Here is a 21,399-nt window from a genome sequence, read left to right as displayed (position 1 = left end):
CCTTTTTTTCAATCGATATTTAACGGATTCTTATCGTCTTTGTCAAAAACCTTGAACGTCCCCAGCGTTAACGTGTCGTCTTCCACCAGTTTAATTTTTACCCAATATTTCCACATCAATTTTAAAAGCGGATTGTAGGTTCCCTTTTTCATGTAGCGGTACACTTCGGGCGTTACATGGATGGTAAAACGCCGGTCGCCATGCGTTGCCCTGTAGCGTTGAATCCATCGCTCTATATTACCGACCACTGCATGCACGGTGGGCACCATTCCCGTCCCCTGGCACACCGGACACTGATCTTTTAGGTTGAACAACACCGGCGGACGAACGCGCTGTCGCGTCATCTCGATCAATCCGAAGCGACTGATCTCCTGGATTTTCGTAATGGAGCGGTCTTTGGCAAATTCTTTTCGCAATTCATTGTACAGTTTTTTGCGGTTCTCTTCTTCGTTCATATCGATAAAATCGATAACAATAATTCCGCCCAGATCGCGCAAGCGGGCCTGACGGGCGATTTCGCGCGCCGCCTCCATATTAATCTTTAACGAATTGCTCTCATGGTCACGAGAACCGATGAATTTACCGCTGTTTACGTCTATGGAAACCAGCGCTTCGGTTTGTTCAATGACAATGTAGGCGCCGTTGCGCAACCACACCTTGCTATTTTCCATCTTTTCGATTTCTTTTTCGATATTGTAATAATCAAAAATCGGCAGGGTGCCCTTGTAGTAGCTAATTTTTTCCTTTAAGTGCGGCGCCACATCTTTGATGTAGGCCGATAATTCGCGCATTAATTTGCGGGAATCGACCACCACGCGATCCACATCAGAGGTGAAGAGATCGCGAATAACGCTGGAGGCCATACCCATATCTTTGTACAAGAGGGTCGGCGCCTTCTGGCGTTTGATTTTTCGTTCGATTTTGTGCCAGGTATCTAACAAATTATTTAAATCTTTGCGAATAATTTTATCTGATTTTCCCTCGGCCACCGTACGGATGATCAGCCCGAAATTGGGCGGCATAATCTGCCGCGCAATTTCTTTTAATCGTCGGCGTTCTTTTGGGTTCTGTATTTTCCGTGAAACGCCGATGTGTTTTTTACCCGGAATTAACACCAGAAAGCGACCGGGCAGCGCAATGCCTGTGGTGACGCGGCACCCCTTGGTTCCGATCGGTTCTTTAATAATCTGAACCAGGATGTCCTGATTCTTTTTCAAATCGCGATAAACATCGAAGCGTCGTTCGGTCTGGTAGTGATCTTTGTCAACATGTTCTTCATCTTCATAATCAACAAAATAATCCAGGTACGATGCGTCAAAGTCCTGGAAGTGTAAAAAAGCGTTTTGTTCGTGCCCAATATCAATAAAGGCTGCTTGCATTCCCGGCAACACACGGCTGACGCGCCCTTTGTAAATATCGCCAACCATGCGTTCGTATTCGGGACGCTCTACAAACAATTCAACGAGCTTGCCATCTTCTAAAATGGCAATACGCGTTTCTTCATTGGTTGCATTAATAATAATCTCTTTAGTCATCGTTTTAGTCCTGTTTTTGTCAATCTCCGTTACATCCGTTACAAGAATACGCTATTTCAGAGGTCGAGATTGCCTGATTTTATTTAAGAATTTCCAGAGGCGTTTTTTCAATATTACCGGCGCGAATTAATTGTTTGCGGCGAATAATTTTAATGGCTTCGTTATTGGGAAAAATTAAACGCGCAAAATCATTTATGCGCAACGATCGCCGTTCAATTGTTCTCACTTTGATGAGGATGCGCTTTCCCCGGCGGCGTATTTCATCCACATAAGGACGTACATTGACCGGCTTCAACTGGCCTTTCACGCGTTTTTGCATAACAATCGAAACGGCGCGTCGCATTTTGCGCAATCTGCGATCCACTTCGGCCAGATCGACGTTTTGATCCAGCACCACAATTTCATATTCGGTTATATCGATCGCTTCTGACAATGAGCGCACCTTTTCATGAATTTGATGGGCATGGACGATTTTTAATCCCTCGGGCAAAAGGGGATTCAATTTTTCGGCGAGTCGGCCGTCAAAGCCGCCTTTAATTTCCACATCAAAATATTCCGCCACACTCTGAACCCCCAGGGCCAGCGGTTGCGCAAAAGAAATTTTAGGACGCGGATTGAAGCCTTCGGAATAAGCGACCTCAATTTTAGCGCGTCTGAAGGCGCGTTCAAAAATTCGCAACATATCCAGATGCGATAAAAACGAAGCGTACCCCTCTTTGGTAAACTGAACCCGGTATTTGACGGTTGCAGAAGACGACTCTGGCTGTCCGACTTCCTTTTTCGTTTTATTCCTCCGGATGTCCGTTTCCTGTGTTGTACCGGACTCTTTTTTGTAGCAATCGACCAGTTCGGCAAAAATCCCCTTGCGCTGCAAACCACAGGCCAGGCAATGATCGGTTTTGCAATCCGGACTGTTCTTTTCCTGATAAGCTTTATGCCGTTCTTTTTGTAAAAATCGCTTGGTCACCCCTTTGTCAATGTGATCCCAGGGCAGTGGAGAAGACTCCGGAATTTCGGCGATGAGTTCATCCTGATCATAACCGTATTTATTCAAAATATCGGACCACAATTCAAAGTTAAAATACTCGGCCCAGCCGTCAAATTTACCGCCGTTTTTCCAGACTTCGTAGATGACCCCGGCCATCTTTCGATCGGCGCGTCCCAGAATGCCCTCTAAAAATGAAATTTTAGGATCGCGCCAGCTTAATTTTACACGCCGTTCTCCTCTTAAAGGGGCTTTCAATAAATCGACTTTTCGCCAGATTTCTTCTATGGTGTTTTGACGTTCCCATTGAAAAGGCGTGTGCGCCTTGGGCGAAAAAGGAGAGATCGAAACGTTAAATTGAATTCGACCATACGGTTTGCTCATCCGCGCCAGTCGCTTTAGCAGGTCGGCAATAGCCAGAACGTCTTCATCCGTTTCGGTTGGCAAACCGATCATAAAATAAAATTTAATGAGCCGCCATCCGTTTTGTAAGGCAATCTCAACCGATTTAAACAAATCTTCCTCTGAAATATTTTTATTAATAACGTTTCTCAGGCGCTGACTGCCGGCTTCGGGCGCAAAAGTAAATCCGGATTTGCGCACCTGCGCCACGAATTCCGCAATCGTTTCATTAAAACTGTCCAGACGCATGGAGGGAAACGAAACATTTACCTCGCTATCGAGCTCCTGCCGACTTTCAACCATCAGGCGTTCCAGATGGGAATAATCGGAGATGGAAAGCGATAAAAAAGAGACCTCATTGTAGCCGGTATGATCCAGTCCCTCTTTTATTTGCTGAAGAATATCTTCGACCTTTCGTTCGCGCACCGGTCGATAAATCATGCCGGCGTTGCAATAGCGACATCCTTCGGTGCAACCGCGCATGACCTCCACCGCCAGACGATCATGCGTGACTTCAATCAAAGGAACAATAGGACGCGTGGGATAATGTTCCGGCTTTAAGTTAGCGGCTATCCGCGTGCGCACAACAGGGGGAACGCCATCTTTTTTGGGCCGGATGCCCACGAACTTTTGCCGGGCATCATATTTTGCCTCATAAAACTGCGGTACATAAACGCCCCAGACCTGAGCAAGATCGAACAGAATTTCTTCGCGTTTTTTCCCTTCTGCTTTTCCTGCCTGAATAACATTCAGAATTTCGATTCCGGCTTCCTCGCCATCGCCAATCAAAAAGGCGTCGATAAAATCGACCATGGGTTCCGGATTGCAACTGCAGGGTCCGCCGGCAATCACAAAGGGATCGCTTTCCGTACGGTCTTTTGACAGCACCGGAACATGGCCAAGATCGAGCATGTTCAGAATATTGGTATAGGTCAACTCATACTGCAATGTAAAGCCGATAACATCGAATTCATTTAATGGCGTAAAGGACTCCAGGCTGTACAGGGGAATTTTATGCCGGCGCAACTGTTCTTCCATATCGGGCCAGGGCGCAAAAACACGTTCGGCCCAGATGTGTGGCTGTTGGTTTAAAATGTGATATAACAACTGGAACCCTGTGTAAGACATGCCTATCTCATAAACATCAGGAAAAGCCAGAACAATTCTGCTTTTGACCGTTTGCGCATCTTTTTGTACGATGTTTATTTCATGCCCTATATACCTGCCCGGCTTTAAAACAGCCGGTAATATTTTAGAAAACAACGTCTTTTCTAAATCATGGGTTGCCAACAACTCCCCCTGTCCGCTTTTTTTCATCCACTCTCGTTCCCACTTCCGAACCTGTAAACGCCTTTTAGCGCACCATGATTTCCCTGATTCGCTCCACGATTTGCGGGATATTTTTCACCGTGTCCGGCACGACAAAAATCGTGTCATCGCCGGCAACCGTTCCAAGAATGTGGCTGTCGCTCAGGCGATCGAAATATACGGCAACGCCCTGCGCGCGTCCGGGCATGGTTTTAACCACAATCATGTGCTCATTGTGTAATACATTTACAATTTCCATGCCGATTATTTGCGCAATGGCCTGGGAGTTCTCCGCCTGATGCAAAATGTATTTGTAGCCGTCGCCATGAGGAATACGTATGATGTTCATCTCATGCAAATCTCTGGACAGCGTCGCCTGAGTTACTTCAAACCCCTCTGCTCGTAATTTTTCCAGGAGGTCTTCCTGACTGGAAACCACTTGCGTGGATACAATTTCTTTAATTTTAGCCTGACGTAAAATTTTATTGGGCATAAGACGTCCTTTATTTGTTAATAAAACTTTCCCGCTTTAAATACCTTTATAATTAAAGCTTGAATAAAATTAGAAATTTTTAATTATTAATCCAAATGTTTTTAATAGATTAACGCTTATTGCGGTTTTTACGTATGAATTTTTTGATAAAGAAATTATTTTTATTCCTGTTTACGTTATATACCATAATTAAAATTATTCGGAGAAGTTCTAATGGATGCCAGGGCATTGCTCAAACTTGGATTCCAATACTTTGCGCAAAAAGATTACGAAAAAGCTTGCTTCTATTTTAATAAAGCGCTTGAAATTGACGATCATTTTATTCCGGCTTACAGCGCCCTTTGCGAAGCGCTGAACCGCATGGGAGAAATAGAGAAAGCTTTAAACGTTGTGAACACGTGGCTTTCGCTTGCATCTAAAGACGCAAAAGCGCATTTTGCGTTAGCCAGATTATATGTGCAAAAAGGGTTAATTGAACAGGCGGAAAAAGAGATGGAAATTGCGAAATCGCTTTCTCCCTTAGAAAAATCAAATAAATAAGGAAAAGTTTACAATAGCCCTCACCCCCTGCCCCCACTCCCGCTTTTCGGGAAAAGGCAATTGGAACTATTTTTAATTTAAACATTCTTTGCGCCCTTTGCGACTTCTCTGTGCGCTGTGCGCTCTGTGGTTGCATAAATCCTCGCGGAAATGTTTTTGGTTGCGGCTTTGCGCGATATTTTTTTTAAAATTCATGCTTTTGCAAACTGTAATTTTTTTAATTAACTTTCCGTTTCATTCAAATTCATTCATACAAAGGTAAAAAAAGAAAGACGACACAATGATAAAGCAATTCGCATTTTTCTCTTTATTTCTGACTTTCTTATATTTTTTAAGCGCCTGCATGCCATCTGCGGTTAAAAAAGTTGAGGAGCCGGCAGAGCATCGCGATATTTCGCGCCCCGCCTTTGGCATTGAAGCCTATGTGGTCAAAGAATCCGTTTCTTTGCGTCAGGGGCCGGCTTTTACATCAAGCATTAAAGCCACCCTGCAAGATGGCGAAGCGCTTCGAATCCTTGAAAACCGCAACGGCTGGTACCATGTGATCACGGAAAGCGGTCTAAAAGGGTGGGTACGCAGCAACCTGGTGGGGCCGCGAAATTTAAGTAAAACGCTTATGGCCACTGCTTTTAACGATTCGATTATGCCCCGTTTTTCGGCGCAGCTTTTTATCGATAAAAACAAGCCATACCGCGTTATTTACCTGCAGTTTGCCGACGGAAAAACTTCCAAACCCTATTCCATCATTAAACGCATTGCCCGCGCCTATCAGAAAAAAGTGTACCACGGAACCGTAACCGTTCATCTGATAAAACCCAATAGCCGTAAACCCGTTAAAACTTACACCTTTAAGGGCCTGGAAATTAGCGATATCCCTTTGCCTGTTCTGCCGGTGGGTATTTTGTACGGACTTAAATTGAATGAATCGGCGGTTAAACTTTATATTTTTGCGCCAGAGGACATAAGCCGCAATAAATTATTAAACATGGCCCGCAAGGCCTCGGCCACCTATGAATATCCTTTTGAAAAAACGGAAATCATCGTCCGCTCGCTGGATAGTAAAAAATGTCGTCTTTATTACGTGGAAGACGCTTACGGTGAAGATTACGCATTCGATCGTTGCGGGCCGCCTTCTTCCTGATCAACCCACTTTGTATTTGATCAGCAAATAGATAAAAAACGGCGCGCCAAGCAGAGATGTTACAACGCCCACGGGCAGCTCTGCAGGGGCGATAATGCTGCGCGCTATGGTATCGCACCACACCAGAAACAATCCGCCGCCTACAAGGGCATGAGGCAGCAAAACACGATGATCGGCGCCCACCAAAAGGCGCATAATGTGCGGAACAATTAAACCGACAAAGCCGATGGGCCCGGCCATGGAAACGCAGGCTCCCACCAGGAAAGAGGAGACGATGAAAGACCATTTTTGTAAGCTCCGTACATTCACGCCGCGCGCTTTGGCCATTTCGTTACCCGAAAGCAGCAGGTTGAAATCGATGGCGTGGTAATAAAGATAGACAAAAACCGGCGCAAGAATCGTAAAAACCGTTAGCGGATATTTCCAGCCCACAACATCCAGCGCGCCCATCAGCCAGCGAATCATTCGATAGGTTTCGGTAAAATCGGCCAGATAGTGGATAAAGAGAATTAACGAAGAAAAAAACAAGCCGATGGTTACCCCGGCTAAAAGTAAGGTAAGCGTTGAAATTTCCTGCCGTTCACGGGCAATAAAATAGATCAGTCCCACGGTCAGCAAACTGCCCGCTATCGAAAAAATCACGGTGGATGAAAAAGCAAATAGCTGGATCACCAGACCGGCTTTAATGGCCAGCACAGCGCCCAGCGCTCCGCCTGAAGAGATGCCAAGCGTATAAGGGGTGGCCAGTTCATTTCTTAGTAACACCTGAAAAACGGCCCCCACCAACGATAACGAGGCGCCGACTAAAAAAGCAAAGAAAATACGCGGCAAACGGACGCTCAAAATAATCTGGCTGTTAATGGTCTGCGGCGAGCTAAACATTTCTTTAAATGAAAAGGGGCCTTCGCCAATGAATAAGGGAATGGTTAAACCGCCCAACAAAATGACCATCCAGAGCAAAATTTTAAAAAGCTTATTCAAAACGACCGACTTCCTTATTAATCCGCTCTATCCTCGTCCAGCATTTCGCGCACCATTTGTAATAAAGTGCTTGGGTGAAACGGTTTTTGTAAAAAATGGCCCTGAAATAGCATCTTGTTTTTTTCAATATCCAGCTGGTCGGCATAACCGGAAATCAGAATGTATTTCAAATCCGACCTCTCCTCCAGAAACTTCCGAATTAATTCCGTTCCGTATTGATCGGGCAACACCACATCGCTGATGATCAAGTCGATTTCTTCGCCATGCGCACGGTAATAATCCATTGCTTCCTGGTAGCTGGAAACGCCAATGGTTTTGTAGCCAACGGTCTGCAACAATTCCAGCAGCAGCAATTGCACCTCAGGCACATCTTCAACCACCAGAATGGTCTCTTCTCCGCCGTTCGATTCTAATGCTCTTTCTTCCATCGCTTCTTCATCCGTTTCACTGGCCGGCAGATAAATGGAAAAGGTGGTTCCCCGCCCGACCTGACTATCACAAAGAATTACGCCATTCATGGATTGCACCATGCCGTAAACCACGGAAAGCCCGAGGCCGCGCTTTTCCTCTCTTTCATCCGTGGTGAAAAAGGGTTCAAAAATCTTCTTTTGCACCTCTTCGGGCATGCCCCTGCCGGTGTCTGCGATTTGTATTAACAGAAATCTATCGCTCCCGACGGAAATTCCTCGCTCGTCCTTTTCAGCCTCGTTTAATCGGATATTCTGAATTTTAAATTGAATTTCACCGCCTTCCGGCATGGCCTCGCGCGCATTTACAAATAGATTCAGCAACATTCGCTTTAACGCTTGCGGGTCTCCGCGCACCGTCCACAAATCGGTTTCGATCTCTTCTTTTAACGAAATATCTGGCTCCAGCAATTTCAAAAGTAGATCTTTTAATGAACTATAAACTCTGGCGAGATCGACATTTTGTGTTGTTTGTCCGGGCTCCTGAGCAAAAGTCATCAATTGTTCGTCCAGTTTTTCGGCGTGTTCAATGGTTTTTAGAATGGCTTCGATCTGCTTTGCAAACGGATTGCGTTCATCGATCTGAATGCGCATTAACTCAACATAGCCGCGCACCACAGAAAGCACGTTGTTAAAATCGCTGGCGATTTTGCCCGCCAATCTACTCAGGGCTTGCAATTGCTGCGTCCGGTTTTTCAGTTCATCCCTCTTTTTCCTGGAACGCATATCGCGCATAAGGGCGGTAAAATAGCGCGCGTCTTTATGGATAAACGAACTCAACGTCACCTCTACAGGAATTTGCTCTCCGTGCATGCCGACTACCTGCAGCTCAAAGGTTGGGGCTAAATGCGGGCCTTTGTTTTTTTCAACTTCATCGATCTTTTGCTCAAAAAGCCTTCTTTGTTCTTCTTCAAAAAGCAGAAACAGCATCTTTTGCCCAACAGCTTCTTTTTTTCGATAACCGAACATTTCCGTTGCAGCCGCATTCCAAAAAACGATTTCGCCTTGCTCATCAAAACAGATCAGCGCATCGCCGGTGTTTTCCAGAATTTTGCGGCTTAAATCGCTTTCTAACGGTGGTTTCATCTTAGCGCTCATAATTTACCTTTTTAAGTTTAGATAATTGTAAGCATTTAGTGTAGTTTAATGCAAAAAAATTCTTCTTCGTGTGTAAAAAATTGCGGCGCATTGGGCAACGTTGTGCATAAAAATTTACAAGAGCAAAATCTGACATGGGAGATAAAGCATTATTTATCGCCCCAATTCGCCCCTCTCGCCTTTTTTTTAGTTTTTACTGCTTACTCGTTTTTCCCTTTTCCTCCCTCACCGTCCGTGTTCTTTTAACTGCCGGTAAAGTCCAGCAAACTGTTTTTTTATTCTCTCCGCTTCTTCTCGAATTTCGTTTAAATGGGACGTGGCGCTCTGGACGGCGCAAGCATCAACCTTTTCCAGAAAATTCATTAACAGCGTCTCGAAATCTTTCAGTTGTTCATTGATCAACCTGTCCAGACTTCTGATTTCTCGATTGGCAGATTTTAATTCCAACGTTCGTTCGCTGACCAGCTTCTGGAGGTGGGCCTGAACTTCTTCCAATTCACGTTCGTAATTTTTATTGCGTGTGATCTCTGTGGCAATAAAGGTCAAACCGACAATGGCGTCATTTTTTTTGATGGGGCCGGTGCGCACCAGGTACCAGTGTTTCTGGCCTTCCACGTTGAGTTCGATTTCAAAGCGATGCAAACCTCCTTTTTGCGTTACCTTTTCGATGGCTTCCTGAACTCTTTTCATTTGCGTGGTGGGAACCAGATCATGAATCATCTGTCCGATGATCTGTTTTTCGGGCACATTAAAAAAACTACGGTTTACAAATTCGATTTTGCCCTTCAGGTCGGTGGTGATAATATAATCCGGCGCCTGTTCCACCAATGCCCGCCAGCGCGCTTCCGATTCAATTAAGGCCATATCTTTTTCTACCAGATCGGTAATATCCATTAACACGCCGCGAACGCCAATATTCCCCTGCTCGTTTTTGTAGGGCTTGCTTAAACTGCGCACCCATCTGCTGGAACCATCTTTGCTTAAGATGCGATATTGCAAGGGGGCAACCTGTCCGCGCAGCCGCTCTTTAAACGCTTTAAAAACAGTCTCTTCATCTCGCGGGTCAATAAACTCCACAAACAGGCGGCCGATTAATTCGTTCGGCGTAAAGCCGGTCAAAAGAGTTATGGAAGGACTGATGTAAGTAATCCGTCCCATTTGATCAATTACAAAAATCACCTCGTTAATTTCTTCAACCAGGGTTCTGTATTTTCGCTCGTTGTGGCTGAGCGCCCTGGATATCTGTTCCGATTTTTCCAGCGGCACACTAAGGGCCTTGTAAAGGTAAAGGGCCGCCAGGATTAAAAAAACAAAATAGACCAGCGAAGGAGCCAGTTTAAAGCCCGTCAGTTCCGGCAAAATATTACTGAACAGGACGAGCCACAAAAGACCGATAGCGACAAAGATTAATACAATTTGCAACGCTGTTTTTTGATACCGGGCCAGAAAAATCATCTATCCCACCTTATTTTTCTTTTTAATTCATTCGACACAATTCGTAAGATCAAATCGTTTATAGCCTGAACAGTAAAAATCTTCGTTCTATTTGAAAAAAATAAGAAATATCTTTATTTTAGCAAATAATTTTTCAGGAGGAATGGATGTTTAGCCGCAGAAATTTTCTTAAAAGCGCCGCCTTTTTGTTAAGCGCTTTGCCTTTTACCGCCTACGCCAGAAAGGAATCAAAATCAGCGTCAGCGAAAATTTTAAAACCGCCTGCCTTGCGCGAGGGAGATACCATCGGCCTGATCACGCCGGCTTCGCCTTTGTTTGAATTTCATCGCACCGTCATCGAAGCCACCGAAAAGCTAAAAAATCTGGGATATAATGTAAAGCTGGCCAGGAATATCGATAAAAAATGGGGCTATCTGGCCGGCAGCATTCAAGAGCGCGTGGATGATTTACATCAAATGTTTAATGACGATGAAGTTAAGGCTATTATGGCCATTCGCGGAGGCTACGGCAGCGCTCAGCTTTTACCATACCTGGATTATGAACTGATTGCCAGAAATCCGAAGATTATCATCGGTTACAGCGACATCACTGCGCTGTTGTTAGGGATGCACACCGCGACCGGTCTGGTAACCTTTCATGGTCCGGTGGCCGTTTCTACTTTTACAGATTACACCACGCGCCATATGAAACGCGTATTTACCACGACCGCGCCGCCCATCCAAATAGAAGACGCCCCCTACGAAGCCAACCTGCAAACCAGTAACCGCATCTGGACATACCGGGGCGGCGTAACGGAGGGACGCTTGATCGGCGGCAACCTGACCCTCTTCCAATCGCTTTTGGGTACGCCGTTTGCGGCGACAACGCAGGACGCCATCCTATTTTTCGAAGAAATTGGCGAAGAACCCTACGATCTGGATCGCATGCTTACCCATTTAAAAATGGCCGGTATATTCGATCAATGTAAAGGCGTCATTTTTGACCGCATGCCATCGGTTAAACCGGCGGATTATAAACCGGGATTTAACAGCAGCCTGAGTGTGGAAGAAGTTATCGATATGATTTTTAAAGATTTTGATTTTCCGGTGTGCGTTGGTTTTTCGCTGGGACACATTAAAGATAAACCCACCATGCCGCTGGGCATTAAAGCGCGGCTGGATGCCGATGCCGGCCGTCTGACGCTGCTGGAAGCGGCCGTCGTTTAAGTAAATGACACTCGGAAGGGAGCCCGCTTTAGCGTGCAAAAAATTTCATTAATGCGTAACGCGTGACAGGTAATTAGTTTGTGTAAAGGTCAGCGATGAGTTAAGAGTGTAGTGGTTTAGAAGTTTAGAGGTTTGGAGGTTTAGAGGTTGTTTTTGAACCTTGTTTAATAGGATTACCTCGATTTTTTTTTCGCTTAAGAAATTTCATGCTCATTTTTAGGCCGAATCTTTTAAACGGAAAAAGCAAATCATGGAAATGTCCTATCCTGAAGGAGCTTGACATAATAAAGGCGCCGTGACAACAAGCTCCAGAAATAGCGCTCTTTCTTAAATTACAGCCAGGCCTGGATAATATGGCCTTTTGCCACGCGATGCGTATCTTTCTGTAAAATGAACATTTTAATGCCATTTCGAAGACCGCGCCGCAGGGGGCGATTTTTTTGATGTTTGCATCCTTTTCGTCTCGTCAGGGCGGGTCGTGAAACGAGCTGGAGACGCATTTTGCAAAACGCTGTGCGCTGCAGTAAAAAAAGAAGTGGAGTTAAAACATGACGGGGCAAAAGCAGGCTGTGGAAGACATCGTCGGCATGGGCATTGACGGTTGCCGCGGCGGCTGGCTGGTCTGTAGGATTAAACAAAACGGCCGGCCTGAATTTGAGCTGCAGCGCTCGCTGGCAGACATGCCCGGCCTGTTAACGTCGGGCGTCGATGTGTTTATCGATATGCCTTTTGGTTTGAGCGCCGACCAGCCGCGTTTGTGCGATTCTCTGGCGCGCGCTCTGTTAGGTAAACGCGCATCCACCATTTTTCCCGTCCCATGCCGCAAAGCCGTTTACGCCGCCTCCTACGCGCAGGCCTGCCAAATAAATCAGACCCTTTGCGGTAAAAAACTTTCTATCCAGGCCTGGAACCTAACGCCAAAAATCAGAGAGCTGGATCAATTTTTAAGAACGAATCCCTCCTTGCAAAATCTTTTTTACGAAAGCCATCCCGAACTCTGTTTCCGCTGGCTGAACGACGGCCGGGTGTTGTCTTCTTCCAAAAAGACTTCCGTCGGTCAGGCCGAACGTTTGCGCCTGCTGCAAAAGCGCGCACGCATCGATCAGCCGACCTTAATCCGCTGGCGAAAGCGGATGGGGTTGTCCAATGCGCAGCCCGATGATTTGCTGGATGCGCTGGCGCTGGCCGTGTGTGCCGCGGCGCCGCGCAAATTACGCTATTTTGTGCCGGAAACACCGCTGCACGATGCGTTTGGTTTGCGCATGAATGTGGTGTGCCTCTCTAACGCCGAGTAAAACAGTGGGAGTGTTTCCTGAATTGCACCCAAAAGCTTAAACTTAATGTATTAAGTTACTTTAATTCGTTGATATTTGTGGAATAATAAAGGTTTGTTTTCAAAAAATTCACCCCTTATTCCCACGCCATGCTCTGTGAGTCTATTTTCAAAGAAAGCGGGAGGTAAACTTGCCTAACTTTTTGAAATAGCATGATTTAGTTGGTGAATTATAAATAATATTCAGCAAACACTTATTGGGCGACATTTCAAATAGGACTGTTTCGATTTGAAATTGCAGAATATTTTCGTAATTTTGAATTTTTAAACAAAGCAAAGGAAGCGAATAATGGAAAAACAAGGACCGTTCTGGGAAGAGACATTTAAAGTTCGGGCTTACGAAGTTGATCATAACGGACGGGCCAAGTTTCAAACCCTGTTTAACTACCTGCAGGAGGCGGCTTCGAACCATGCGGCATTTTTAAAATTATCCAAAACGGATTTCGACCGCATGGGATTAACCTGGGTGCTCTCCCGTTTTCACGTGCGGGTGTTTCACTATCCTTTCTGGAATCAGTATGTAACGGTGCAGACCTGGCCTTCTCTTAAAGAACGACTGTTCGCCCTGCGCGATTTTGAAATGTTCGATGAAAAAGGCAAGGTGCTTGCGCTGGCTACCTCTTCATGGATGATGATCGATTTTAAGGCCAGACGCGCCGTGCGATTGCCGGAATTTCTGGCGGAATACACCAATCAGGAAAAAGGACGGGCGCTGGAAGACACTTTTGAACGCCTGCCCGAACTGCAGACAACGCATCATGAAAAAGAATTCCAGGTGCGCCTGAGCGACCTGGACATGAATCGCCACGTTAACAGCGCGGTTTACATCGACTGGGCGCTGGAAGCCGTGCCAGAAGAAATTCGCACGCAGCAGTTTTTGCATGAAGTTGAAGTCAACTACCGCGCTGAAGCGGTTTACGGACAGCGCATCCTCTCGCAGGTGGAAATTGCCGACCGTGCAAACGATCGGACAATCTTACACCACCGCTTACTGCGTGCCGACAGCGAACAGGAATTGTGCCGCATGGTTTCCAGATGGCGCGCTAAATGATAGTTGCTTTAGGCCACAAAAAAAATTAAATTAGCAACGCTTTGCGAGGATGGCGGAATTGGCAGACGCGCCAGACTTAGGATCTGGTGCCCGCAAGGGCGTGGGGGTTCAAGTCCCCCTTCTCGCACTTTTTATTTTTGAATTTAAGATCAAAAGCGTGCGCCAGAAAAAATCCCCTCTTAAGCTTAAGCAGCACAGCCGCAGCCAAAAACATTTCCGCAGCGATTTAAGCAACCACAGAGAGAACAATGAAATCGCAAAGTGCGTAAAGAATGTTTAATTTCAATTGCCCTCAGCACCCTGTCAGGAGTTATTCCCAACGGTGTAAGTGATTTCTGCGCTGGCCAGTTTCGTGCAAAGGCAAGAAAAGGAATGACAGGCCGGCAACTTTTCAACCATTCAACCAATCCAGCGGCATAATTCGGGCACAGCCTCCCGCTCCGCGTGATAATTCGTAATTAAAAATCATCCTCCCCCGGCGATCAGGCGAGCATGAATCAGTTCCACCGTGCGCGGAATGTCCTGCTCGTCGATGATGAACATCATGCTAATCTGTCGCGCGAACTGAGAAATCAATTCAATTTTGATGCCCGCCTCATGCAACATCTTGATGATCTGCCAGGTGAGCAGCGGATTGGCCTTCATGCCCTCGCCCACCACACTAACCACGGTTTTGCGCGGCTCAACGGTCAGCCGGCCAAATCTTTTTAAGTCGTCCAGAAAGCGATTGTCGTTGCCGTTGTTTTGAATGGTTACCGACAGTTTGGTGGCCGATTTGGTAACCGCGTAAACCTTTTTGCCGTGCCTGGTCAAAATATCAAAAATGTCCTCGATCGCTTTAGGCGAAAGGAGCAATCTGGACGATTCGATGGTCAACAAGGTGATGTTTTCTTTGTAAGCAATGGATTTAATGGCCTGGTGCTTTGTCTCTTCATAATCCGGCACAATCAGCGTTCCCGGCTCATCCGGAAAATGAGAGTTAAGCACGCGCACCGGAATGCCGTGGGTTAACGCCGGCTGAATGGTTGCCGGATGCAAAACACGCGCTCCAAAATAGGCCAGCTCGCAGGCTTCTTCAAAAGTCATAAATGGCAACGGCTGCGCTTCTTTGATAATGGTGGGATCGGCGCTTAAAATGCCGTCCACATCAGACCAGATTTGAATCTCTTTTACTTTTAAAGCCGCGCCTAACAAAGAGGCCGTGTAATCGGAGCCGTCCCTTCCCAAAGTGGCGGGCGCGCCATTTCGCGTGGTGGCCAGAAAGCCCTGTGTGACAATCAGCATGCCATTTTGTAAATGATGATCAAATCGGACGCGCGCCTGTTTTTCAATCTCCTCCAGCAGAGGCGTTATCTCTTCGCCGTTTTGTTCCACCACCATCACCGGACGCACATCCAGCCACACAGCCGACAGACCGCGCGCGCGTAAATAGCCCTCGAAAAGCCGCGTGGAAAGCATCTCGCCCAACCCGATGACGCTGTTGTACAGCTCAGAACTGAACACCTTGATGGCTTTTACAGCGTCCAGCAGCGTTTTTAATCTTTTAAATTCATGGTTTAAAAAATAATGCACTTCGTCGTAGATGGCGCCGGCGGGGATCAAATCATTCAGCATGGCGCGGTGGCGATTTTGCAAGGCGGATATTTCCGTTGCAATCTGTTCATCGCGCTGCTCAAGCGCCGCGTTGTGCATCCGGATCAGTTGATCGGTTACGCCGCCCAGCGCCGAAAGCACGATAAGCGGTTGTTGCTGCTGGCGCTTTTGCACAATGCCGGCCACCCGGCGCATGGCTTCCGTATTTTTGATCGAACTGCCGCCGAACTTCATAATAATCATACCGTCAAACTCTCCTTATTTTGAAGCTAAAAATTTCCTGACCATGGCATTGAGCTGATCATATTCAATTAAAAAGGCGTCGTGCCCGTCGGGCGATTTGATTTCGCGGTAAAGCGCCTGCGGAATTTGCCGGGCAATTTCCTGTTGCTCGCGCGCCGGATAAAGAATATCGCTGTCGATGCCCACACACAGCGCGGGACAGCAAATGCTGTGCAAAGCCTGTTCAATACCACCGCGATCGCGCCCCACATCATGGCTATCCAGCGCCCTGGTTAAAAGCACAAAGCTGTTGGCGTCAAACCGCTTAACCAGCTTTTCACCCTGGTAGGAAAGGTAACTTTCCACCTGAAAAACAGGCTCCTTTCCGTCATTCCTTTTGTCCCGGCCAAAACGATGTTGAAAAGAGATATCGGTGCGGTAGGAAATCATGCCGATCTGCCGGGCCAGAGCCAGGCCGCGCTCCGGCTGCCGGCGGTAATGGCCGCCCTGCCAGTGCGGATCGTTCATCACCGCCTGCCGCGCCAGATGGTTAAAGCCGATGGCCCAGGCCGAGTGACCGGCCGCGGTGGCAATGGGAACGATCGATCGCACCATTTGCGGAAAGAGCAACGCCCATTCCAGAACCTGCATGCCGCCCAACGAACCGCCGATGACCGTAACCAGACTTTTAACGCCCAGCGCGTCGAGCAGGGCCTTTTGTACCTTCACCATGTCGCGCACGGTGATTTCCGGAAAATCCGGGCCGTACGGACGACCGCTCTGCGGATTGACAGACATTGGGCCGGTCGTTCCGTAACAACTGCCCAGGATGTTGCTGCAAACCACAAAGTAGCGGTTCGTATCCAGCGCCTTACCAGGGCCGATTAAGCCGTCCCACCAGCCGGGCTGATCCGCTTTTTTGGAACGGTAGAGAGGAATTTTTTGCAGAGTCTGCGCGTCGAGCTGCGTAATGCCGGCGGCGTGCGCGTCGCCGGTGAGAGCGTGACAGACCAGAATGGCGTTGTCGCCCGCGGCGTTCAATCTGCCGTAGGTTTCAAAAGCTACCTGCACTGCCGGCAGCATGTGTCCCGAATCCAGTGTTAGCGGACGGCTACTCTCAAATAGGGTAATGATCTCTGTCTTGCTTTTGAGCATTTAGTTTCCTCTTTATTAGATTTTAGACAACGCCCGGTCAAAATCTTCTTTGATATCATCGATATGTTCGATGCCCACGGAAACGCGAATCTGATCGGGCAGGACGCCGGCATTGAGCTGTTCTTCATCGCTCAATTGCTGGTGCGTGGTGGAAGCGGGATGAATAACCAGCGTTTTGGCGTCGCCCACATTGGCCAGCAGGCTGGCCAGTCGCACGTTGTTAACAAAGTTTTTACCGGCCTCTTTGCCGCCCTTAACGCCAAAGGCAATCATCGAACCGAAATGTCCCGGCCGCAGGTATTTTTTGGCCAGCTCATGGGAAGGATGCGAAGGCAGGCCCGGATACCAGACCCAGCTTACGCGCGGATGTTGTTCCAGCCATCTGGCCAGTTCCAGCGCGTTCTGGCAGTGGCGTTCCACCCGCAAGGAGAGCGTTTCCAGCCCCTGTAAAAGGAGAAAGGCGTTAAACGGGCTGAGCGCCGGACCGAAATCGCGCAGGCCCTCCACACGGGCGCGAATGATGAAAGCAATGTTGCCGAACGGGCTGTTAGCGCCAAAGGTTTCCCAGAAATTCAAGCCGTGGTAGCCGGGATTGGGCTCGGTAAAGATGGGAAAGTTACCATTGCCCCAATTGAACCTGCCGCTATCGACTACCACGCCGCCAATCGACGTGCCATGCCCGCCAATCCATTTAGTGGCCGAAGCGGTGATGATGTCCGCGCCGTAATCGAAAGGACGCGCCAGGTACCCCGCAGCGCCAAAGGTGTTGTCCACAATCAGGGGAATATTGTGCGCATGCGCCAGCGCGGCAATCGCTTCAAAGTCGGGTACATTTAAACGCGGATTACTCAAACTTTCGATGTAAATGGCCTTTGTGTTGGCATCGATCTGTTTTTCGTAATCTTCTATTTGATCGCCGGTCACAAAACGCACGTCAATGCCCAGACGCGGAAAAGCGACTTTAAACTGATTGTAGGTGCCGCCGTAAAGATTGCTATTGGCCACAATGTTTTCGCCGGCCCGGGCAATGGTGGCCACGGCAATAAACTGCGCCGCCTGACCGGAAGCAGTGGCCAGCGCCGCGATTCCTCCTTCCAGAGCCGCCACGCGCTTTTCAAACACATCGGTGGTGGGATTCATGATGCGCGTGTAAATATTGCCAAACTCTTTAAGATCAAACAGCGCGGCGGCATGATCCGCGTCCTCAAACAAAAACGATGTGGTCTGATATATGGGTACGGCCCTTGCGCGGGTCTCTTTGTCTGGTTCGTGGCCTGCGTGCAGTTGCAGGGTTTCAAAACGATAGTTGGCGCTCATCCTTCTTCCTCCTTTAAGTTAGTTTGTGGATTAAATGTTCTGCCAGCTTCCTGGCATTTTTAATTTTCCTCTTTGCCGTTTTTGATGTTAAGCGGCCCTGAGTACTGCCCTGCCCTGCTGCTCTCATTTTTAACTCCAATTGGGAAGATCGTCCCCCCCAAAAAAAAAGCCTCTGCGGGGTAAGACCCGAAGAGGCTTCAATTTTTCATTGAACCCACTTCTTATCTTTCCCCGTAAGTTGGGGCAGGAATTAGCACCTTTTCCCGCGGTTCAACGGGAAAGGTTGCTAAGGCTTCACAGGGCCTGTTCCCTCCACCTTTCTGGATAAGAAGCGTTCTGTAATTATTAAATTACAATTGCTTCATTTATGTTGGGGGACAATATAAGGGATGAACTTTATTCTGTCAAATAATTTCGCAATAATGAATAAAAATGCAGCGATGCGAAAATAGAATGGAAACACCTCGCTCGTTGAGTAAAATCCCTTAATCGCTCCCTGAGCGAAGTCGAAGGGAGCGAAGTCGAAGGGAGCGAAGTCGAAGGCTTGCCCTGAGCGCAGTCGAAGGCTTGCCCTGAGCGCAGTCGAAGGGAGTCCTTTCACAATCAACAGTTGCTTCGACTTCGCTCAGCAACCTTACTCCCGGCTTCCCGCTCCCTGAGCGAAGCCGAAGGGAGCGCAGTCGAAGGCTTGCCCTGAGTGAAGCCGAAGGCCTGCCCTGAGCGAAGCCGAAGGGAACAATTAATCCCGCTCATTGAGTAGTCCCGCTTTCACCCATTGACATAAATAGCTGATCCAGCCAGATGGGCGAATTCGGAATAACAGGCCATTGAACTTTGAACCACGATTTACCTGATTTCAGGATTGCCATGATTTGCTTTTATCGTTAAAAAAATTCGGCCTTAAAATTGAGCATGGAATTTCTCAAGCGAAAAAAATCGAGGTAATCCTGTAATCCTATTAATCAAGGATCCCCCTAAACTTCTAAACCCCTAAACCACTAAACCTTCTCCCCCCCTCCATGCACTCCAAATTGTTTTCATCAATTAAATCGCCCTGCTGGTTGATTCCTGTTGAATTTATTCTGAAATTATTTTTGTTGACAAAACCACTACGGGAAAGGTTAAAGATAAATTGTCAGTAAAATCCCTGCTATTGGTAGTCGTCTTTTTTTCGTTAACGTTTGCTCAAATGGTAGTTGACAGCACCGACGTTAAGGTCACACCAGACTCGCTGGTTAAAAAGAAAAAGAAAGCGAAACGTGTTACCCTGACGGAAGTACGCCCGCTTTTTGATGGGATGCCGGACACCAGCCAGGCCGTTACTTTTAAAGCGCTGGAGACGATCGGTTATCAGGGCGTGAGCGATCTGTTCCGCACCAATCCGGAAATTCAGATCTACGATTTTCTGGAAATGGGCATGCCGCGCTTTGCATCGGCCTTGCACCTGTGGCCTGAACAGACGTCTTACTTTAAAAACGACTTTTTGTTAAATGATCCGTTGAATGGGCGCTACAATACGCGTTTTGTTTTCCCGGATGCGCTGGCCTGGGTCGCTGCCGCGCCGGGGAATGGCAATTACTCTTTTCAAACGGCGGAGCCGTTTCCTGCCATTTACCTGCAGTCCCGTTTTATCTTGCAGGAAGAACCTTACACGCGCATCATGTACCGGGAAGGCGATTTTGCTTACACCGATCTCGATATCACCTTTGCCCGACAATTCAATTCTAAAACAGCGCTGCAGTTGGGCGGCGTTAATCGCGATTACGCGTTGAATTACTATCGGGGGATGCATTACCGCGGCCAGTTAATCCATCTTTTAAACCCTAAAATGCTATTCCGTTTTTTTTACCATAAAAGCAGTGAAAATGTAAACTTTCTGGACTATTTCGCTACCGAATACGGACGGTTTCGTTACAATGAAGTGCGCGAAAACCTGAGGGCGCGTCTGTTTTTTCTGGACGACAGCCAGAAGGTCAACGGACAAATCGACGCCAGCTTTGAAAATTCGCGCCGCAAGTACGTTTTTGCAGAGAACGGCCTGCGCATGCGGTTGCGTTTCGACCGTTATTCCGTGGCTTTAACCAGAACTCTTCAGCTTGGCCCACTGCCCCTCTTTTTAAAAAGCGGACTCAGGCAGGTAAAAGCTTGGGGTAGTCCTTACAGCCGTAAATACACAGACACGGAGGCGGATTTTTCCGGTCAAACTCGCGCCTTTTTGTTTAGCCTGCTGCATGTAAGCGCGCGTCTGGGATTGCAGGGATTGTGGGGATACGCTTTGCAGCCCAACTCGCTTTTAGCCGTTAAGTTTAAAAATAACAGGATGAGCGTCGGCTGGCAGGGAGCGTCCTTTGCGCGCTTTCCAACCATTAATGAACGATTTTTAACGTACCAGGGCCTTAACGGATTGCCGGGCCTGCAAGCGGAACGCCACTTTAACTCAACGGTTGATCTCCGTTTAAAATTATTTCCCTGGAGCAGCGCGCGCCTGGGGCTGACCTGGCGTCGCATCAATGATGAAATTCTCTTTTCCGGCAAACGTTTTTACAATGGCCAGGACAGGAATTTCAGTTACATTTTTGGGCGGGCAAGCTTTAAATATCTTCCATTTGTCTTAACCGTCGGCGGGCAGAGCGGATTGGGCGGAACATTAATTGGCCCGGATTACTCCGCTTTTGCCCATCTCAGGTACGCCGGACGCTGGTACCAAGATCGCGTGTTAATAAGAGCCAGCGGAACATTACAATGGAGCGGGCCATCCAAAAAAATAGCCTATCAGCCTTACGCCGAAAGTTTTTATCTAATAGGCGGAAAATGGCCGCAGCGTCTGTTGATCCATTACAAAATTTCGGCAACCATTAAAGACGCCATCTTTTTTATGGAAATGGATAACGCCCTGGGCGAACAATATCAGATCATCAGGGGCTATCCGGAATTGTACCGCCGTGTGCGCTTTGGCCTGAGCTGGGTGTTGTGGAACTGAACGGGCCGAGCGTCTGAACAGACACAAAAAGGACGATGATCAATTAAAAATTACGAATTACGAATTACGAATTACGAATTTAAAATTATGAGGCCAAAGCGGGAAGCTAAGTGCGATCTCGAAGTTGAGCGATCAGAC

Annotated in this window: 15 protein-coding genes, 1 tRNA gene and 1 riboswitch; of the genes, 7 read left to right on the top strand and 9 right to left on the bottom strand. The window is 47.5% G+C overall.

Translation table 11 applies throughout. The annotated features are described in order from the left end of the window. Nucleotides 1–8: 8 nt before the first annotated feature. From Cabys_RS05055 to argR, 3 genes are all read right to left on the bottom strand, one after another. Nucleotides 9–1,535, bottom strand: coding sequence for an Rne/Rng family ribonuclease (locus Cabys_RS05055; protein ID WP_006929076.1), 1,527 nt, complete (start codon nt 1,533–1,535; stop codon nt 9–11). A 79-nt stretch (nt 1,536–1,614) separates the two neighbouring features. Next, a complete protein-coding gene (locus tag Cabys_RS05050; RefSeq protein ID WP_006929075.1) occupies nt 1,615–4,239 on the bottom strand; it encodes a TIGR03960 family B12-binding radical SAM protein in 2,625 nt (874 codons plus the stop codon). A 37-nt stretch (nt 4,240–4,276) separates the two neighbouring features. Continuing rightward, the gene (gene argR, locus Cabys_RS05045) at nt 4,277–4,723 is read right to left on the bottom strand and encodes an arginine repressor (RefSeq protein WP_006929074.1); all 447 of its coding nucleotides are present in this window, start codon (nt 4,721–4,723) and stop codon (nt 4,277–4,279) included. 213 nt (nt 4,724–4,936) lie between these two features. On the opposite strand from argR, the gene Cabys_RS05040 reads away from it, so the two are divergent. Next, nucleotides 4,937–5,263 carry a tetratricopeptide repeat protein gene (locus tag Cabys_RS05040; protein WP_006929073.1) on the top strand — a complete coding sequence of 109 codons (327 nt, stop codon included), beginning with the start codon at nt 4,937–4,939 and terminating at the stop codon, nt 5,261–5,263. A gap of 280 nt (nt 5,264–5,543) precedes the next feature. Further along, complete coding sequence (locus tag Cabys_RS05035) at nt 5,544–6,404, top strand: SH3 domain-containing protein (protein WP_006929072.1); 861 nt, start codon at nt 5,544–5,546, stop codon at nt 6,402–6,404. On the opposite strand, the gene Cabys_RS05030 is transcribed toward Cabys_RS05035, so the two are convergent. The 3 genes from Cabys_RS05030 to Cabys_RS05020 all read right to left on the bottom strand — a co-directional run bounded on the left by Cabys_RS05030 (nt 6,405) and on the right by Cabys_RS05020 (nt 10,405). Next, entirely contained in the window at nt 6,405–7,385 is a 981-nt protein-coding gene (locus tag Cabys_RS05030; RefSeq protein ID WP_006929071.1) for a FecCD family ABC transporter permease, read from the bottom strand. It abuts the gene before it with no gap. A 17-nt stretch (nt 7,386–7,402) separates the two neighbouring features. Beyond that, on the bottom strand, nt 7,403–8,938 hold the full coding sequence (locus Cabys_RS05025) for a hybrid sensor histidine kinase/response regulator (protein WP_044281207.1): 1,536 nt from the start codon (nt 8,936–8,938) through the stop codon (nt 7,403–7,405). A gap of 237 nt (nt 8,939–9,175) precedes the next feature. Continuing rightward, on the bottom strand, nt 9,176–10,405 hold the full coding sequence (locus Cabys_RS05020) for a PAS domain S-box protein (RefSeq protein WP_006929068.1): 1,230 nt from the start codon (nt 10,403–10,405) through the stop codon (nt 9,176–9,178). A gap of 146 nt (nt 10,406–10,551) precedes the next feature. On the opposite strand from Cabys_RS05020, the gene Cabys_RS05015 reads away from it, so the two are divergent. The 4 genes from Cabys_RS05015 (at nt 10,552) to Cabys_RS05000 (ending at nt 14,121) form a co-directional block, all read left to right on the top strand. Next, complete coding sequence (locus Cabys_RS05015) at nt 10,552–11,610, top strand: S66 peptidase family protein (protein ID WP_006929067.1); 1,059 nt, start codon at nt 10,552–10,554, stop codon at nt 11,608–11,610. Nucleotides 11,611–12,158: 548 nt separating this feature from the next. Then, nucleotides 12,159–12,905 carry a DUF429 domain-containing protein gene (locus Cabys_RS05010; protein WP_006929066.1) on the top strand — a complete coding sequence of 249 codons (747 nt, stop codon included), beginning with the start codon at nt 12,159–12,161 and terminating at the stop codon, nt 12,903–12,905. A gap of 327 nt (nt 12,906–13,232) precedes the next feature. Further along, nucleotides 13,233–13,994, top strand: coding sequence for an acyl-[acyl-carrier-protein] thioesterase (locus tag Cabys_RS05005; RefSeq protein WP_006929065.1), 762 nt, complete (start codon nt 13,233–13,235; stop codon nt 13,992–13,994). 43 nt (nt 13,995–14,037) lie between these two features. Next, nucleotides 14,038–14,121 (top strand) — tRNA-Leu (locus tag Cabys_RS05000). 338 nt (nt 14,122–14,459) lie between these two features. On the opposite strand, the gene Cabys_RS04995 is transcribed toward Cabys_RS05000, so the two are convergent. The 3 genes from Cabys_RS04995 to Cabys_RS04985 are packed head-to-tail and all read right to left on the bottom strand — an operon-like array spanning nt 14,460 to nt 18,281. Further along, nucleotides 14,460–15,830, bottom strand: a complete 1,371-nt coding sequence (locus Cabys_RS04995; protein WP_006929064.1) for an aspartate kinase — start codon at nt 15,828–15,830, stop codon at nt 14,460–14,462. 15 nt (nt 15,831–15,845) lie between these two features. Continuing rightward, nucleotides 15,846–16,964 carry a homoserine O-acetyltransferase MetX gene (gene metX / locus Cabys_RS04990; RefSeq protein ID WP_006929063.1) on the bottom strand — a complete coding sequence of 373 codons (1,119 nt, stop codon included), beginning with the start codon at nt 16,962–16,964 and terminating at the stop codon, nt 15,846–15,848. Between the two features lie 15 nt (nt 16,965–16,979). Next, complete coding sequence (locus Cabys_RS04985) at nt 16,980–18,281, bottom strand: O-acetylhomoserine aminocarboxypropyltransferase/cysteine synthase family protein (protein ID WP_006929062.1); 1,302 nt, start codon at nt 18,279–18,281, stop codon at nt 16,980–16,982. Between the two features lie 218 nt (nt 18,282–18,499). Beyond that, nucleotides 18,500–18,612: riboswitch (SAM riboswitch) on the bottom strand. Between the two features lie 801 nt (nt 18,613–19,413). Here Cabys_RS04985 and Cabys_RS04975 point away from each other — a divergent pair. Further along, nucleotides 19,414–21,261 (top strand): hypothetical protein, encoded by a 1,848-nt coding sequence (locus Cabys_RS04975; protein WP_006929061.1) that lies wholly within the window; start codon nt 19,414–19,416, stop codon nt 21,259–21,261. Nucleotides 21,262–21,399: the final 138 nt, after the last annotated feature.

The organism is Caldithrix abyssi DSM 13497 (assembly GCF_001886815.1).
Classification (GTDB): Bacteria; Calditrichota; Calditrichia; order Calditrichales; family Calditrichaceae; genus Caldithrix; species Caldithrix abyssi.
Note: the sequence above shows the minus strand (reverse complement) of the source record. Positions and strands in the feature narration are given on the sequence as shown.

Bases quoted from the DNA above. Each gene is read 5' to 3' on its own strand.
- argR (WP_006929074.1), bottom strand. From the start codon at position 4,723: ATGCCCAATAAAATTTTACGTCAGGCTAAAATTAAAGAAATTGTATCC.
- Cabys_RS05050 (WP_006929075.1), bottom strand. From the start codon at position 4,239: ATGAAAAAAAGCGGACAGGGGGAGTTGTTGGCAACCCATGATTTAGAA.
- Cabys_RS05015 (WP_006929067.1), top strand. From the start codon at position 10,552: ATGTTTAGCCGCAGAAATTTTCTTAAAAGCGCCGCCTTTTTGTTAAGC.
- Cabys_RS04995 (WP_006929064.1), bottom strand. From the start codon at position 15,830: ATGATTATTATGAAGTTCGGCGGCAGTTCGATCAAAAATACGGAAGCC.
- Cabys_RS05055 (WP_006929076.1), bottom strand. From the start codon at position 1,535: ATGACTAAAGAGATTATTATTAATGCAACCAATGAAGAAACGCGTATT.
- Cabys_RS05020 (WP_006929068.1), bottom strand. From the start codon at position 10,405: ATGATTTTTCTGGCCCGGTATCAAAAAACAGCGTTGCAAATTGTATTA.
- metX (WP_006929063.1), bottom strand. From the start codon at position 16,964: ATGCTCAAAAGCAAGACAGAGATCATTACCCTATTTGAGAGTAGCCGT.
- Cabys_RS05010 (WP_006929066.1), top strand. From the start codon at position 12,159: ATGACGGGGCAAAAGCAGGCTGTGGAAGACATCGTCGGCATGGGCATT.
- Cabys_RS05035 (WP_006929072.1), top strand. From the start codon at position 5,544: ATGATAAAGCAATTCGCATTTTTCTCTTTATTTCTGACTTTCTTATAT.
- Cabys_RS05005 (WP_006929065.1), top strand. From the start codon at position 13,233: ATGGAAAAACAAGGACCGTTCTGGGAAGAGACATTTAAAGTTCGGGCT.
- Cabys_RS04985 (WP_006929062.1), bottom strand. From the start codon at position 18,281: ATGAGCGCCAACTATCGTTTTGAAACCCTGCAACTGCACGCAGGCCAC.
- Cabys_RS05040 (WP_006929073.1), top strand. From the start codon at position 4,937: ATGGATGCCAGGGCATTGCTCAAACTTGGATTCCAATACTTTGCGCAA.
- Cabys_RS05025 (WP_044281207.1), bottom strand. From the start codon at position 8,938: ATGAAACCACCGTTAGAAAGCGATTTAAGCCGCAAAATTCTGGAAAAC.